Here is a 17,019-nt window from a genome sequence, read left to right as displayed (position 1 = left end):
GTCAAAGCGGCTTCAGCCGGGATTGACTGCGGCAGAGCCCCGCCCCAGCCAAAGGCTCAGCGCGAGCATAGCCGCTGCCAGCCCAATCGCAATCGTGCTGCCAAAGCGGGAAAAGGGTGTTTGTCCGCTGAAGGGCTGCACCTCGCCAACCAAGGCGCCGCGCTCGAAGGCCGGCAACTCGCCCCGCACTTGTCCGTTCTGATCGATGATGGCGGAAATGCCGGTATTAGTAGCGCGCACCAGATAGCGCCCGTTCTCGAGCGCACGCAGTCGCGCGAACTCCAGGTGCTGTGCTGGCGCGAGCGAATCGCCGAACCAGGCGTCGTTTGAGACGTTGATCAGATAGTCTGCTTCCGGCAGCGACTGGCGGACCTCGTCTGCGAACACATCCTCGTAGCAGATGGATGCTCCCACCTGATGCGCACCGACGGTCAGCAGCGGCTTATCCGCGCGCCCCGGGCTGAAGGAGGACATAGGCACATCGAACCAGTCCACCACCGGTTCGATCAATGCGCCCAGCGGCAGGTACTCGCCAAAGGGCACCAGGTGGCGTTTGTAGTAGGTGTCCGATGCGGTGCCGATGCTCAGCAGGCCGTTGTAGTAGCTCCGGTCGCTTTCCATGATGGGCACGCCGATCACGATCTCCGAGCCCTCCTCGCGCGCGCGCTCGGCGAGCGGGTCGATCAGCGACTGGCGCACCTCGTGCAAAAAGCTTGGGATGGCCGTTTCGGGCCAGACGATGAGCCCGCGACCAAGTTGCTCGCGCGTCAGGCGCAAATGCGCCTCGAGATTCGGCTCGAGTGCCTCCGGCTGCCATTTCAGTGAGGGCGTGATATTCGCCTGCACCAGCGCGACCGAAAACGGCTCACCCGCCGGCTGCGTCCAGTGAATGAATCGCAACAGCGTGCCACCGCCCCAAACCAGCACCAGGACAACAACAGCGCCGACACGGGCGCGACGTCGCGCCAAGCCAAGCCACAGCAGCCCGGCCGACAGGGCCGCAAGCAGACTAAGCCCATGCACCCCAAGCACTGGCGCCCAGCCAGACAAGGGCGAGTCGACCTGGGTGTTGCCGAGCAACAGCCACGGGAAGCCAGTCAGCAGCCAGGAGCGCAGCCACTCGCTCAGCACCCAGACTGCCGGCAGCAGCAGCGCCGCACCGGCCCAGTCTTGCCCGGCGCGCCGCAAGCCCGACTGCCAGCGCCCAATGAGCCAGCCCGCGAGCCCGTAATACAGGGCCATGGCGGCAACAAAGAGCAGCATCATCGCATTAGCGACAACCGCTGGCAGATTGCCGAACTCGTTCAGGCTGATACGAATCCAGGCCACGCCGACACCCAGCAGCCCGAAGCCGTAAAGCCAGCCGAGCAGAAAGGCGCTGCGTCCACTGCGCCCTTGCAGGCAGTGATACCAGAGCGCCAAGGCCAGCATCCCGAGCGGATACCAGCCGAAGGGGGCAAAGCTCAACACCGTCACCGCTCCGGCCGCCGGCGCCAACAGCCAGCAGCCGCGCCTGACAAGCGAAGCAGGGACGCGCAAAGTTGGGATGAGCCAGCCCGGGATGCGCCCGCCTGGAGCGAACTGGTCGGGGAGTGGATCGCGCCTCCCGGCGGCGTCAGTCGTAGTCTTCATCCTTCCACCGGCGCAAAGCCGCAAATACTTCTGTCGGCCCCGCCAGAACACGACCAGCCGCCCGCTCGGCCGCAGCGATCACAGCCGGCTGATCGACACGCAGAAAGGGATTGGTCGCCAACTCCATGGCCAATGTGGAAGGCACGCTCGGAACTCCGTCGGCGCGCAGCCGCTCGACCTCCGCGGTGCGCTCAGCCAGGGCCGGGCTTTCAGGCTCGACCCATTGCGCAAAACCGATGTTCTCGAGCGCATATTCATGCGCGCAATAACAGCGGGTCTCCGCTGGCAGCGCCGAGATTCGGCGCAGGGACGCTGCCAGTTGCTCCGCCGTGCCGTCAAAGACCCGCCCGCAGCCAACGCTGAACAGCGTATCGCCACAGAACAACGCTTGTCCTTGGTCATCAGGGGACTGCTTGGCCGAGGGCAAACAGGCAGGGAGCAGATAGGCGATATGGGTCGCGGTATGCCCGGGCACGGACAGCACCTCGGCCTCAACATCAATGCCCGCGACCCGCAGCCTATCGCCATCACCCAGCCGCCGGGTCGCTTCCGGAATGCGTCGATCCTCTGGTGCCAGCACCTCAACCTCCGGCCAGGCCGCCTGCAACGCCGGCAAGCCGCCGATGTGATCTTGATGGTGATGGGTCAAGAGAATCGCCGCCAGTTCCAGCTGGTGGCGTTGCACATACTCGAGCACCGGCTGCGCGTCACCTGGATCAACCACGGCCACCCGCGCCGAGGACGGACGGCGCAGCAGCCAGATGTAATTGTCGGCAAAGGCCGAGATGGGCACGATCTGAAGTTGCGTCATTCTCAATACCTCCGACCGTTAGCCGTTGTCACAATCCCAAACGAACTTTATGGTTTTGGGCCGGGTAAGGGGCGCGGGGGTGTTCGATCGCATGGATGCGATCGCAAGCCTACAGGGAAGTATTCACGGCGTCCCCCGCGACCCTTACCCGGTCCAAAACAAGCCACCCATTCTCAAAAACAACAGATGGCGCGATGCAGAGTTAAGCGGAAACTTGCGTCAGTCGCGGATCAGATTCCCGATTCCGCCCCGGCTCAAGACCAAGATCGGCCATCTCGCTCAGCACGGCGGCACGGATGCCGTCGGTGTCCAAACCGCAGGCGTGCAGCTGCTGGCCGTGGCTGGCCTGCTCCTGGCAGACATCCGGCAGACCAAGATGAAGGCAGCGCACCGCCAGCCCATGAGCAGCCAGTAACTCAGAGACCGCCGAGCCGGCGCCGCCGGCGACGACATTTTCCTCCACCGTGATCAGCAGTTGGTGCTGATCCGCCAGCTCCAGAATCAGACGCTCATCGAGCGGCTTGACGAAACGCATGTTCACCACAGTGGCATCGACCTCCTCACCCACCTCCAGCGCCGGCGCCACCCGACTACCGAAGCCAAGCAGGGCGACGTCCTGGCCACGGCGCAACACCTCACCCTCGCCGATCGGCAGCACGGGAGCCTGGATGTCGACCTCCACACCGGGTCCGGAGCCGCGCGGGTAGCGCACCAGTGCCGGGCCCGGATGCTCGAGTGCCGTCTGCAGCATGCGCCGACATTCGTTCTCGTCCGCCGGTGCCATGATGACCAGATTCGGCAGCGGCCGACCGAAGCTCAGGTCGAAACTGCCGGCATGAGTCGCCCCGTCGGCGCCGACCAGCCCGGCTCGGTCCACCGCGAAAGTCACATCCAACCCTTGCAGGCAGACATCGTGCACCAGCTGATCATAGGCCCGCTGCAAAAAGGTCGAATAAATGGCCACTACCGGCTTCATGCCCTCGCAAGCCATGCCGGCGGCCAGGGTCACCGCATGCTGCTCGGCGATGCCGACATCGAAATAGCGTTCGGGAAAACGCTCCGAAAAAGCCACCATCCCCGAGCCCTCGCGCATCGCGGGAGTGATCGCGAGCAGCCGTGGCTCCTTCTCGGCAGCCTCGCACAGCCAGTCGCCGAAAATCTGGGTGTAGGTCTTACCGCCGGACTTCTTGTGCATCCGCCCGGTCTTGGAGTCGAAGGGTGTGACGCCATGAAACTGCACCGGTTGCCCCAGGGCCGGCTCGTAACCGTGGCCTTTCTGCGTGGCCACATGGAGAAAGCGTGGACCCGGCATGGATTTCATGTTGTGGAGGGTCGAGACCAGGTCATCCATGTCGTGGCCATTGATCGGCCCGATGTAATTGAAGCCCAGTTCCTCGAACATGGTGCTCGGCATGACCATGCCCTTCACGTGCTCCTCCCAGCGACCCACCAGCTCGCGCAGATGCGGCAGACCGCGCAGGGCGGACTTGCTACCCTCGCGCATGCTGGTATAGACGCGGCTCGACAGCAAGCGCGCAAGATGGCTGCTAATGGCCCCCACCGGCGGCGAGATGGACATTTCATTGTCGTTCAGGATCACCAGCAGGTCCGGGTCGAGCGGGCCGCCGTGATTGAGCGCCTCAAACGCCATGCCAGCCCCCAGCGAGCCGTCGCCGATGATGGCGATAACCTGCCGTCGCTCGCCCTTCAGCCGCGCGGCAATCGACATGCCGAGCGCCGCGCTGATGGAAGTGCTGGAGTGACCGACGCCGAAGGTGTCGTAGCGGCTCTCGCTGCGCTTGGGGAAGCCAGACAGGCCGCCTTTCATGCGCATGCGGTGCATGCGATCGCGCCGCCCGGTCAGAATCTTGTGCGGATAGGCCTGGTGGCCAACGTCCCAGACCACACGATCATGGGGCGTATCAAAAACATGGTGGAGCGCGATGGTCAGCTCCACCACGCCCAGCCCGGCGGCCAGGTGCCCGCCCGTGCGCGAAACGCTCTCAATCAGAAAGGCACGCAGCTCGGCAGCCAATTCTTTGAGCTCATCACCGCTTAGCGCGCGCAGATCGGCCGGGTCCTCAATTTGCGAAAGCAGCGGAAAACGGCTCATGGTGGGATCGGGCGTGGGATCGGGCATGGGATCGGGCGCGTGGGCGTCAGGCATCTGTGTTGACCGGGCTTGATGGCGGGAAAACTCCGGATTTTAGTCCAATCCGGCGTCCGGCGCCCAACGACTTGGCAGCGACGGCCCGCCCGAGCGGCATTGACGGCGATCGCGGAATGCGCGCGCCCAATGCTACCGGCCTGTGACGCGAGTCGCAAAACCCTGAAAATTGCACGACAACTGACACCACCAGAGCAACCATCGGCTCAGAACATCATCCGATTAACGCTATAATGCCGGGGAGCGAACCAGACGCATCAAGCCCTATCGCCGCTGCGAGCTCCCGGTTGCTCACCGCTCTGCCGCACCGCCTGCCACCTTGCAGTCACTTGTCACTGCCCCTCTCATAAGGAACGATCGCAACATGATCAGCGAATCGAGCGAACAGGTCTTATTGGTCGAGGACAGCCGCTCGCTGCGCCAATATCTTGCCGAAGCCATTGAGGACCGCGCCGATGTCCGCGTCGCTGGCGCCGGTTCCCTCAGCGAGGCGCAAGCACTGATTGAGCAGGGAACGCAGCAGTTCTTCGTTGGCATCCTCGACCTCAACCTGCCCGACGCGCCCAATGGCGAGATTGTCGATCTGGTGGTGGAAACCGGCCTGCCAATCATCGTGCTGACCGGCTACATGGATGATGGCCTGCGCGAACGGATTCTCGCCAAGCCCAATGTGATCGACTACGTGGTCAAGACCAACGCGAGCGAAATCGACTATGTCGCCAACCTGGTCAGGCGCATTCATCGCAACAACAAGATCAAGGTCCTGATCGTCGATGATTCGCGGAGCTTCCGCGTCTATCTGCGCGAGTTGCTGCGCACCCACAGGTACCAGACGCTGGAGGCCGCTGACGGCGAGGAGGCGCTCGCCATGCTGCAGCAGCATCACGACATCCGCCTGATGCTCACCGACTTCCACATGCCCAAAATGGACGGCCAGACGCTGATCGCGCAGGCGCGCCGGCACTTCGACCGCAATCAAATCGGCATCATCGGTATTTCTGATCAGAGCGCGCCCATCACCTCGGCCAAGTTGCTCAAGGCCGGCGCCAATGACTTCATCGCCAAGCCGTTTCTGATTGAGGAGTTCTACTGCCGCATCACCCAGAATGTCGAAACCCTGGAGTTCATTCGCTTCATGCGCGACTCGGCCGTGCGTGACTTCCTCACCCAGCTATTCAACAGACGCTACCTGTTCGATGTCGGCGCCAAAGCCTACGACCATGCGAAAGAGAAGGACTTGGGGTTTGCCACGGTTGTGATCGATATCGACCACTTCAAGCAGATCAACGATATCCACGGCCATTTCGTCGGCGACCGCGTGCTGCAGCGGGTGGCGTCACAACTGCAGAAGACCATTCACAGCGACGACCTGCTGGTGCGCTACGGCGGCGAGGAGTTTTGCTGGCTCATCAAGGGCGAGCGCGCATCGGCGCAGCTTGATCAAGAATTGGAACGCATCCGCCATGGCATTGAGGCGCTCGAAGTGCCAAACGGCGACGCGGTGCTGCGCGTGACTGCCAGCCTCGGCGCCACGCTGAACAAATCCCATTCGCTCGCGGCCATGATCGACATCGCCGACGCCGCGCTCTACCTCGCCAAAACCCAGGGACGCAACCGAGCGCACATCAGCTGAGGGGAGCCCTCCCCAGCATCGATTCAGTCGCCGTCCAGCCGCATTTGCAGCCGCGCGATCAGTTCGCTCAGATCGCCCTGAAATTGCTCGATGAGTTTTTCCAGTCCGGTCGCTCCGCTCGGAATGGCGTCGGCATCGCGGAAAGCATCCTCGAGCCTGGCTAGGCGATCAGCCAGGGCCTGGTAACCCATGTTCCCAACCAGGCCTTTGAGCGCGTGCAGATTGGACCGCACCTGCTCGGGGTCGCGCGTGCGCCAGGCATCCATGAGATTTTCCAGATCGGCTCCGGCGTCGTGCACGAAGGTGCCGAGCAGATCCGCAAGCCCGTCGGTATCCCCTTCGAATAAAGACTCAAGCTCCGGCGGCAAGGACGGCTCCGGCTGCGAATCCGGCTCCGAATCCTGCTGCCAATCCGGCTCCCTATCTGGCTGGCGCTCAGCATCCTGAGACTCACCCCGCCAGGGTTCCCACGCGAAGGTTTCCGTTGCCGGTCTTTCTTCTCTCGCCGGCGCTGACGGCGGCCTGTTCGCGGCGTCGTTCAGCCAGTGCGCAAGCGCCCGCTCAAGCTGGTCGAGTCGGATCGGCTTGGTCAGATAGTCATCCATGCCGGCGTTCATGCACTTCTCGCGGTCACCATCAAGCACATGCGCCGTCATCGCCACGATGGGCGCATCGCGGTTGGGATTGTCGGGATCATCGCGAATCGCCATCGTCGCCTTGCGCCCATCGAGCAACGGCATCTGCACATCCATCAGGATCAGGTCGAATGCGCGCTGGCGCGCCAGCTCCAATGCGTGCAGCCCGTTCGCGGCCGTGGTCACCTCGACACCAAACCGCGCCAGATAGGACAGCGCCACCTTGCGATTGAACAGCCGATCCTCGACCAGCAGCACCTGCGCGCCCGGGAAGGATGCTGTCTGGCTAATCCGCTTCGGGTTGCGCGACGCCATCGCGGCATCAACAGCCGAATTGGGGCCTGCGAGTGCCTGGCTCATGGCGCGCAGCAATTGGCGCTGACGGACCGGTTTGATCAGCAGGCTGCGCACGCCGAGGGCGCGCAGGCGACTTGCCTGGCCGCGCACGCTCGCCGAGGCCAGCAGCAGAATGTCAGGGTCGCCACAGGTCCTGCCCTGCTGGATAGCGCGTGCTGTCTGCTCACCGTCCATCTCCGGCATCAGGAGATCAAGCAGTACCATGCGATAGGGCTCGTTGGTCGCACTCGCATCTTCCAGCACCGCGAGCGCTTGGCTCCCGCTTTCCACCGCGCGCGGCCGGCAGCCCCAGCCCTCAAGCGTTTTGACCAGCAAACGCCGATTGGCGCTATTGTCATCCACCACCAGACAGCGCAGGTCCTTGAGATCAGGCACCATGAGATTGGCGCTCGGCACCGGGCTGCTGGCCGGCGGCAGCGGGACCTCAAACCAAAACTCACTGCCCTTCCCCGGCGTGCTCTCGAGGCCGATCCGGCCTCCCATCAGCTCGACCAACTGCCGGCTGATGCTAAGCCCCAGGCCCGAACCGCCGAACTGGCGCGTCACACTGTTGTCGGCCTGCTGAAAGGCGAGAAAGATGTCCGCCTGCTTGTCGCTCGCCACGCCCACACCGGTATCACGCACCGTAAAGCGCAGCCATTTCGGCTGCATGCCATTTCTGGCGCCATCCCCACCCGTGCCGGTCATGCTGGAACCCGTTTCGGCTCCGCCAAGGCCCGTCAGGTGTTGTGACCGGTCGCTCGCATCGTCGTCCGACCCTGTCGCACGCTGCCCAGCAGCCTGAGCTTTCGGGTCAGGCACCAATTCCACGCTCACCACGATGTCGCCGACTGCGGTGAATTTGATCGCGTTGCCAACCAGGTTGACTAGCACTTGGCGCAAGCGTTGAGAATCACCGCACAATCCCAGCGGGACCTGCGGATCGATGAATTCAATCAGCTCCAGGCCCTTTTCCGCCGCGCGGAAGGCAAAGCCGTCGAGGACCTCCTCAAACAGCGCGCTGAGATCGAAATCCACCGGGTCCATCGCCACCCGATGCGCCTCAAGCTTGGAGAAGTCGAGGATGTCGTCGATCAGCGCCAGCAGGGATTCCGCCGAGGCATCGACGATTTCCAGATTCTCGCGCTGCTCGGCGTCCAACTCGGTGTCGAGCGTGAGCTTGGTCATGCCGAGGATGGAGTTCATCGGCGTGCGAATCTCGTGGCTCATCTTGGCCAGAAATTCGCTCTTGGCGATGGCGGCGGACTCTGCCTCCTCCTTGGCGCGGCGCAAGGCCTGCTCGGTCTCTTTGATGGACGAGATGTCGACAAAGCTTTCAATCAGCAGCTTGCGACCATCCAGTCGCAGCGGGACCGAGCTCTTGAGCACATCCACGCGCGCCCCATCAGCGCGGACAAACACGGCCTCCTGGTTGGTGATCGGCAAGGCCGCGTGCCATGTTTCGGCGGCAAAAGGACAGGCCTGCGGGTTCACACACAGGCGCCCACCGCAAGGGGCCCCGATCAGCTCCTCGCGCGGGCAACCGAGAATCTGCGCAGCCAGCTCGTTGGCGTCCACCACCAAGTGCTCGTCGTGATCGATCACGACAATGCCGGTCTGAACGGTGTCGAGCACCGCGGCCAGGTGCGCTTCTTGCGACCGCGCCCGATCCTCGGCGCGCCGCCGTTCGTCGATATCGCTGTGTGAGCCGGCCATGCGCAGCGGGCGCCCCTGCTCGTCGCGCACGCACAGCCCACGCCCCAGAATCCAGCGCCAGGAGCCGTCCTTGCAGCGCATGCGAAACTCGGTCTCGAGCATCTCCGTCTCGCCACGCAGGTGGGCCTCGATCGCCGCATTGGCCGCGGACAGATCATCCGGATGCACCCGCGATGACCACTCCTCGAAACGGTTAGGGATTTCATCGTCGCGGTAGCCAATCAGTTCCTTCCAGCGCGGCGACAGATAGGCGCGATTGGTCTTGATATCCCAGTCCCAGATGCCCTCGTTGGCACCGGATGCGGCCAACGCGAAGCGCTCCTCGCTTGCGCGCAAAGCTTCCTCAGCACGGGACATGGCTGAAATATCGGCCACCACCCAGATGACCCCAGCCTCGCGATCGACACCATTGAGCGGGCGACCCGAGAGTGCCGCCAGGAAGGCCTCGCCGCTGCCGCGCTTGAGATCGTAGCGAACGTCGACAAGCCCGGTGCTCTCAATCTTGGAGAACACCTCCTCACCAAAGCGTTGGAAAGAGGCCGGGGAGAGATGCAGAATTTCCACCGACTCACCGAGCAGTGACTGGGCGTCGTAGCCGAAGATGCCGCAGGCACAGTCATTGATCTCAATGATGCGCCGGTCGTTATCGACAACGAAAATGCCAATCAGGCTATTCTCGAACACCAAGCGGAAGCGGTTACGTTGCTCCAGGCTGTCGCGGCGCAGCTGAACCAGGTCAGATTCGTCGGAAAAGACCGCCACCAGCGCGCCGCGATGCGTGCCGGTTTCCAGGCGCAGGAGGCGATTATTGACCCACAGCTCCACGCCCTCGTCCCGGTACAGCTCGGAGTCCAGGTTTTGCGGGCACCCGCTGCGATGGGCCTCCTGCAGAGCACCCAGCACGCCAATGGCTTGCGCACCAGGAAACGCCTCGCTTAAGCGCTGCCCAGTCAAATCCTCCGCCGCGCGCTCAAGCATGCGCGCACCGACTGGATTGAGATAAAGAATCTCAAAATCAGCGCCGTCATCGAGCGGCCAGTAGACCGCGACACCGACAGGCAGATGCGCCGCCAGCATCAACTCGGGTGGCAGTGCCGAACCTTCCAGTGGTGGCGGCTTTATTAGAGGTCCGCTAGGGGTTGCACCGGTCACCTTGTCGTTTTTGTCTTTCGGTTGTTTATCTTTGTTGGAGCCCATGGCTGTGCGCGGTACCTCGTTGGGCTTCCTGTGGCGGCGGCATTGAATCAACTCCCAAGGACCGGCAGCGGCGGATATTCATGGTCGCCGAAGCCCTTGCAGCCCGTCACGATACGTTGACCGCTGCCCGCGGCAAGAGCACCACGCATCACTTCGCAGCTTTTAAGGCAGTTCTTCCTCGGCGACAACCAAGCCGGCGGCCAAGTCTTCGGTGTCCGGATATTCGTCGGGTGAGAGCGCCAGCAAGCAAATGCCTTGACCCTCGCGCTTAGCGCGATCCATCGCCTGATCGGCCGCCTGCAAGATATCATCGACACTGCTGCCATGCTCAGGAAATACCGCCACGCCGATACTGGCGGTGATCTCCGCATAGCCACCCGGCAGGCGAATGGGTGCGCTGATCGCCGCCGCCATTTTTTTCCCCAGCATCATGGCAGCGCCGACATCGCTGACCTCGGTCAGCAGCACCGCGAACTCATCGCCGCCGATGCGCGCCACCGTATCTGAGTAGCGCAGGCTGTTAGTCAGCATGCGCCCGACGCGGATCAGCAATTGATCACCGTCGCTGTAGCCGAATTTTTCGTTCACCTCGCCGAAGCCGTCGAGGTCCATGACGATCAGTCCGTAGCTGCGGCGGTAGCGGGCTGAATGCAGATGGATGCGCTCAAGCCGGTCGAAAAACAAGGCGCGATTGGGTAAGTTGGTCACGAAATCGAAATCGGCCAGCGTCTGCGCCCGCTTCTTCTCGCGAATCCATTTCATGCGCGCATCGACCAGGAACCAACCGCCGACCACCATGGCGAGAAAAATCACCAGTGAAAAGACCCACAGGCGTATCAGGGTCCCGCGACGCTCGGCCTTCGCGCCCTGCCCGCCTGCCGATGCCAGCGCCGCCGGTGGTGTTTGCGACAGACCAGCCTCACCAGCCTGCGGCAGTGATTGGCTCGCCTCAGGCACCACTGCCGCAGCATCAGACAACTCGGCGCGGTAGAACAGGAAGGCGCCGCCAGCCACCAGCACGCCAGACAGCAGCACGACGCCGAGAAAAAGCCTAAGCGCCGCGCGCCTGTCATTCTGCCCCGTCGCTTGGTCGGCGGCGCGATCGGGTCCGGGCCCGAGTCCTGGGTTTGGTTCTCGATTCGATTCAGTTGCAGCCATGGTGACTTCCGCCCATATCAACACTCAGTCCGTTCGCCCGCGCACCTCAAAAAGGTCAATGAGATTGAGTCTAATGCAATCCAGTGTTTTTAACAGCGGAAACTGCGCCATTACGGGCTCCTCATCACGAAATACCTGACCAAATCGTGGGTCCGCTGGCGCCCGCTGCGTGCACATCTCGGTTGCGTGCGAACATTGAGCAGGCACTGGGCAGCCATGGTTCGGACATGGGCCGCTCAGATCCCCATCGCGCAAATTGACAACCGCCTCCCGTGTCATTACTCTTCACCGCTTCCGGGCGTAGCGCAGTCTGGTAGCGCACCACAATGGGGTTGTGGGGGTCGCAGGTTCAAATCCTGCCGCCCGGACCATTATTCGCAGGCAGCTTTTTTGCCTCCGTAGCCTTTCCCCCTCTCTGCATCTTCCATCCCGATCGCCCAGCCCCCAACCCGATCTCAGCCAAGCTGACCCGCCAACCCGATCAGGTTGATCCCAACGGGTGAACCATACGCAAGCCTCCTCCAGCCTTCATGCCGAGCAGGTCCGGGTCCGCGGCCTGGTCCAAGGCGTAGGCTTTCGCCCGCATGTCTGGCACCTGGCAAACAGCCTCGGCTGCCGCGGCGATGTGCGAAACGATGGCGACGGCGTGCTGATCCGACTCTGGGCGCCAGACAGCAACACGGCCGACACCTTCTGTCATCAGCTAAGCGAACACGCACCACCGCTGGCGCGTATCGACAGACTCGAGCGCGCACCACTGCCCCCAGGGAGCGCCCCGCCAGCGGGCGAGACTGAATTCAAGATCATTGCCAGCGCCGCTACCGAGGTGCATACCGCCATTGTGCCGGATGCCGCCACCTGCGCCGCCTGCGCCGCCGAAATTGCCGAGCCGGCCAATCGCCGCTATCGCTATCCCTTCACCAATTGCACCCACTGCGGCCCCCGGCTGAGCATCCTGCGGGCGATCCCATACGACCGCGCCAACACCAGCATGGCCGCTTTTCCGATGTGCCCGGACTGCCAGGCCGAGTATGACAACCCGGCCAACCGGCGCTTTCACGCCCAGCCCAATGCCTGCCCGGTATGCGGACCACGGGTCTGGCTGGAAGACACCCAGGGCCAGCCGCTCGCGCCGCCTGATCTCCAGGCGGTCGACGCGATCGCGCTCGCCAGCCGTCTGCTTGCCGCCGGGCAGATCATCGCCATCAAAGGGATTGGCGGCTTTCATCTGGCGTGTGATGCCACCAATACCGAGGCAGTCACACGCCTGCGCCAGCGCAAAGCGCGCGACGCCAAGCCCTTCGCGCTGATGGCCCGCGACATTGGCGTCATTCGCCACTACTGCCAACTCAGCGAGCAGGAAGCCATCCTGCTGCAGTCACCAGCCGCGCCCATCGTGCTGCTCGCGCGCAAGAGCGAAGATCACAACAGCCAGTTCTCCAGCCAATCCGTCAGTCGAGGCGACGGGCCACCCCAGGATATGGCCCCCAAGCTAGCCCCCAAACAGTCCCCCAACCTGGCTCCCAAGCTAGCCCCAGGCATCGCCCCCAGACAGCACCGCCTGGGTGTTATGCTGCCTTACAGCCCGGTGCATCTGCTGCTGCTCGCGGACTGGGACCGCCCGCTGGTAATGACCAGCGGCAACCGCAGTGACGAGCCCCAGGCCATCGCCAACGAGGACGCGCGTGAGCGCCTCGCCCCCATGGCCGATGCGCTGCTGCTGCATGATCGCGACATCATCAACCGCATCGATGACTCGCTCGCGCGGGTCGATGCCGGCCACCCTCGCCTGCTGCGCCGCGCCCGCGGCTATTCACCAGCGCCGCTGCTGGCGCCCGAGGGGTTCGACAACGCCGCCCCCATCCTCGCACTCGGTGGCGAGCTGAAAAACACCTTCTGCCTGCTCGACGCACCGCGCCTGATTCTGTCGCAACATCTCGGCGACCTCGACGAGCCCGCGACCCTGCGCGAATTCGAGCGCACACTCGCACTGTATCGCGACCTGTTCCAGCACCGCCCGCAGGCCATCGCAGTGGACCTGCACCCCGACTACCGCAGCAGTGCCGTCGGCCGACGCCTCGCCGCCGAGCTGGATGCACCCTTAATCCAGGTCCAGCACCACCACGCCCACATCGCCGCCGTGCTGGCCGACAACGGCTGGCCCAAGGACGCAGGCCCCGTGCTCGGCATCGCCCTCGACGGCCTCGGCTATTGCAGCAATAGGGGAAGCGACGGGGGCAGCAACGGTCACCTCTGGGGCGGGGAACTGCTGCGCGCCGATTACCACAGCTTCACCCGCCTGGCCTGGCTGCGCCCCACACCCCTACCCGGCAGCGACCGCGCCGCGCGCGAGCCCTGGCGCAACCTCCTCGCTCAACTGCACACCGCCTTCGGCTGGCAATCCGCCCGCGACCAATGGCCCTGGCTCAACGACCTGCCCGGACTCGCTCCCGGCCTCACCGCAGCACCCATCGACACGCTGCTGCGCATGATCGACAACGGCTTCAACGCACCATTGAGTTCATCAACAGGACGCCTATTCGACGCCGTCGCCGCCGCGCTCGGCATCTGCCCCGAGCGGCTTGCTTACGAAGGACAAGCCGCGATGGAGCTCGAAGCGCTCGCCAGCGGCGAACTTGGCAACCCCAATGCCCAAGCCGGCGCATTTTCCAAAGCCGCGCCCGACGCTACCCCTCAAGATCCCGGCTACCCCTTCGCCCTCATCCGCACAGCCGAGGGCACCCAACTCGACCCCGCTCCGATGTGGCAAGCCCTATTGGACGACTTAAGCAACGGCATCACGTCCGCCCGCATCGCCGCAAGCTTCCACACCGGCTTCGCCAAAGCACTAACCAACCTCGCCGTCGATCTGGCGCGCGAACAACACATCGACACCCTCGCCCTCTCCGGCGGAAGCTTTCAGAACCGCATCCTGCTCGAAACCGTCATCCGCCAAGCCGAGCAGGCCGGAATGCGCATCCTGACCCACCGCCAAGTCCCCGCCAACGACGGCGGCATCGCCCTCGGACAAGCCCTGATCGCCGCCGCAAACCTGGAAACGGCAAGCACACAACAAACAGATCGCACCGCACAACGCCATCTCTGAGACAATAGGCACCAAACGCGCCAACCCACAACGCGACCGAGCCGCAAGAACCCGCCAGTCAATCAGACGCGCTAGCCGCAGCGATAAAAACCGAGCCAACCAAATGCACTCGCCAGCTCCGGGCCGGGTAGGGCTCGCGGGGGTGTTCGACGGCATGGATGCCGTCGCAAGCCTACAAGGACGTATTCACGGCGTCCCCCGCGAGCGCTACCCGACCCGGAGCTATCCAAAGCGACCCAAAACCGTACCCCTGGTCCAAAGCCATCCGCGCAGGTCTAAAACAGCCACCTAAACGTTCAGCGCCAGCAAAAACACCCAGCAAACACCTAAAGGCGCCCCACACATCAGCGTCAAGTCACATTCAATGAACGACATCTTCACCCGCTTCCTCGCCGTCGAACTCCCCTCGCAGCTCATCTGCGACGAGAAAGGCAGCAACCCCGCCTTCAGCGTCACACTGACTGCCGACGGCGCCATCCCCTTCCCTCAGGTCATCCTGCGCCAGCACGGGCACGAGCACCTGTTTCGCAACCAGCAGATCGTCTGGCTCACCGATAACACCGAGGAAGGCTATCAATACCGCGCGGAAATCCCCGCCGGCCTGCTCAGCGAAGGTGAGATCCAAGTCCAGATCGAGGGCTGCCGCCAAGCCAACTTCACCCGCGCCGGCGGCGATGACTGGATCAAAACCTTTCGCGCCCTGCACCTCGTGCGCGAAGGGCGCGCGACACCATCTTCTACTCACAGCCCCGGGACAGAGACCGGAGTGGGCGCGCGCAAGGGGATCAGCAGCAGCGCGAAAACTGACGCTGGCAGCACCCAAGGCACCAAGCCCAGCGCAACCCCGCGCATCAGCGCGGGCAAGGACTTGCCGAAGCTCTACTTCGGCATCCACAAGCACATGCACCAGCCCTACTACGATGCGGCTGATCCGAATTATTGGGATGGTGAAAAGGACGGCATCTTCAGCACCCGTGGCGGCCCCTATACGGACTTTGTCCCCGCCGCCATCCGCCAGTATGCCGACTCGGGACTACCCCACGCGGGCCTGAGCTGCAGCTGGAGCGGTTCGCTGATCGAACAGCTCGAGCGCTGCGCCGAGACCGGTCGCGCCGGCGGCCGCTTCAGCGACTGGACCGCCGAGCTGCGTCGGGTCGCCAAGCTGACCACCGCCAGCGGCAACCGCCGGCTGGACTTAAGCGCCTTCGGCTTCTACCACCCGCTGATGCCGCTGATCCCTGCGCGCAACATCGTGCGCCAGATCCAGCAACACCGTGAGCTCATCCCACGCGTCTTCGGCGCGCCGGCATCCGATATTCTGTTCCCGCCCGAGACCGCCTTTCATCCGCGCATCATCCCGGCGCTCAATCAGGCCGGCGTCCGCGCCGTCATCTACGACTCCATCCACCGTTACCGCGCCTGCCGCGACTACCCCTACGGCGGCCCGAATGAGGGCATGCTGCCGCCCAACCCGGCCGAGCAGACCAATCCGCCCGCCGATGACTGGCTCCGCCTGAGCAACGTCTGGACCGGCTCGGACATCGCTCCCAGCCTGCTCAAGCCCGAATACCTGGCCTACACCGACCCGGATGGCACCGAGCACAAAATCATCGGTGTGCCAGCCGAGCGTTACATTGGCAACGAGGACGCGCGCGGCGGCTTCGGCGCCCTGCAATATCCCGATGTGCTCGGTCAGGTCTACGCCGAGCTCGAACGCCACGGCCATTTCGACCCCAAGCATCCGCCGTTTTTCCTGCTACATTCCGATGGCGACAACCACGGCGGCGGCGCCGAGAGCTACTACCGCCACAATACCGCCGCCCTGCTCGAGTGGCTTGCAGGAGACCCGCGCTTTGAGCTGACCACCATCGCAGATTATCTCGACCGCTTCCCGCCCGATCCCAGTCAGGCTGTCCATGTCGAGCCCGGCTCCTGGAGCGGCGCCGACAACGGCGATCCGCAGTTCATGAAGTGGTTCAGCCGCTACCGCGAGCCCTACTCGCCCGACCTCAACTCCTGGGCCGTGCTGACCGCGCTGCAAAACGCCGTGCATTCGCTCGAAGACACCGAGCCCGAACACCCGCTGCTGCCCAAGCTGGCCCGCCTGATGCTCACTGCCGAGGCCAGCGACTACTGGTATTGGACCGGACAAGATGTGTGGGATGGCCAGGTCACCCGCGCCGCCAACCAGGCATGGTCCCTGGCCGGGACCGAATTCCAGCGCATGGCCGACGCCAAAAGCGACAAAACCGGCCCAACCATCTTCCCGCCCTGGGTCACGCCCGAGAACCCCGGCGGCCAGCAATGGCGCCCAAATGGACTCGAGCCCGCCCCGCGCGAGGCGACCCTGCATTGCTTTGCCTACGATCTCTCCGGCATCGCGCGGGTCAGGCTGCATCTGCGCCCTGCCGCAGGTGATCCGGCGAGCGAGCAAGTATTCGACATGACCGACCACGGCCCCTACCCCTGCGAGACAGGCGCGCGCGTCACCGCGCACTACTTCACAGCCGAGTTACCGCCGGGCCGAGGCGACATCCGCTACTTCCTGGTCGCCGAGGACAAGAATGGCAACCTCGGCCGCAGCGCGCTTGAGCGGATTTATCTCGCCTGAGATCAGGGTAGAGGATT

8 protein-coding genes and 1 tRNA gene are annotated in these 17,019 nt (G+C 63.8%); 4 read left to right on the top strand and 5 right to left on the bottom strand.

Annotated features, from left to right (window positions below; genetic code table 11):
- Positions 1 to 12 precede the first annotated feature (12 nt).
- The 3 genes from lnt to dxs form a co-directional block, all read right to left on the bottom strand.
- Positions 13 to 1,632 (bottom strand): apolipoprotein N-acyltransferase, encoded by a 1,620-nt coding sequence (lnt, locus tag Thiosp_RS06705; RefSeq protein WP_201063402.1) that lies wholly within the window; start codon positions 1,630 to 1,632, stop codon positions 13 to 15.
- Complete coding sequence (gene gloB, locus Thiosp_RS06700) at positions 1,616 to 2,443, bottom strand: hydroxyacylglutathione hydrolase (RefSeq protein WP_201063401.1); 828 nt, start codon at positions 2,441 to 2,443, stop codon at positions 1,616 to 1,618. Before gloB ends, lnt begins: the two co-directional genes overlap by 17 nt.
- A 202-nt stretch (positions 2,444 to 2,645) precedes the next feature.
- Positions 2,646 to 4,583 (bottom strand): 1-deoxy-D-xylulose-5-phosphate synthase, encoded by a 1,938-nt coding sequence (dxs, locus tag Thiosp_RS06695; RefSeq protein WP_201063540.1) that lies wholly within the window; start codon positions 4,581 to 4,583, stop codon positions 2,646 to 2,648.
- A gap of 391 nt (positions 4,584 to 4,974) precedes the next feature.
- On the opposite strand from dxs, the gene Thiosp_RS06690 reads away from it, so the two are divergent.
- Positions 4,975 to 6,243 (top strand): diguanylate cyclase, encoded by a 1,269-nt coding sequence (locus Thiosp_RS06690; protein WP_201063400.1) that lies wholly within the window; start codon positions 4,975 to 4,977, stop codon positions 6,241 to 6,243.
- A 23-nt stretch (positions 6,244 to 6,266) separates the two neighbouring features.
- Here the strand turns inward: Thiosp_RS06690 and Thiosp_RS06685 are convergent, their stop codons facing one another.
- Together Thiosp_RS06685 and Thiosp_RS06680 are read right to left on the bottom strand one after the other, a co-directional pair.
- Positions 6,267 to 10,127: a PAS domain S-box protein gene (locus Thiosp_RS06685; protein ID WP_201063399.1), complete on the bottom strand. Its 3,861-nt coding sequence runs from the start codon at positions 10,125 to 10,127 to the stop codon at positions 6,267 to 6,269.
- Positions 10,128 to 10,289: 162 nt separating this feature from the next.
- Positions 10,290 to 11,285 carry a GGDEF domain-containing protein gene (locus tag Thiosp_RS06680; RefSeq protein WP_201063398.1) on the bottom strand — a complete coding sequence of 332 codons (996 nt, stop codon included), beginning with the start codon at positions 11,283 to 11,285 and terminating at the stop codon, positions 10,290 to 10,292.
- 294 nt (positions 11,286 to 11,579) lie between these two features.
- Between Thiosp_RS06680 and Thiosp_RS06675 the strand changes: the two genes are divergently transcribed.
- The 3 genes from Thiosp_RS06675 (at position 11,580) to Thiosp_RS06665 (ending at position 17,002) form a co-directional block, all read left to right on the top strand.
- Positions 11,580 to 11,656 (top strand) — tRNA-Pro (locus tag Thiosp_RS06675).
- A gap of 128 nt (positions 11,657 to 11,784) precedes the next feature.
- A complete protein-coding gene (locus Thiosp_RS06670) occupies positions 11,785 to 14,391 on the top strand; it encodes a carbamoyltransferase HypF (protein WP_201063397.1) in 2,607 nt (868 codons plus the stop codon).
- 364 nt (positions 14,392 to 14,755) lie between these two features.
- Positions 14,756 to 17,002 (top strand): polysaccharide deacetylase family protein, encoded by a 2,247-nt coding sequence (locus tag Thiosp_RS06665; RefSeq protein ID WP_201063396.1) that lies wholly within the window; start codon positions 14,756 to 14,758, stop codon positions 17,000 to 17,002.
- Positions 17,003 to 17,019 lie beyond the last annotated feature (17 nt).

This window comes from Thiorhodovibrio litoralis (assembly GCF_033954455.1).
Classification (GTDB): Bacteria; Pseudomonadota; Gammaproteobacteria; order Chromatiales; family Chromatiaceae; genus Thiorhodovibrio; species Thiorhodovibrio litoralis.
Note: the sequence above shows the minus strand (reverse complement) of the source record. Positions and strands in the feature narration are given on the sequence as shown.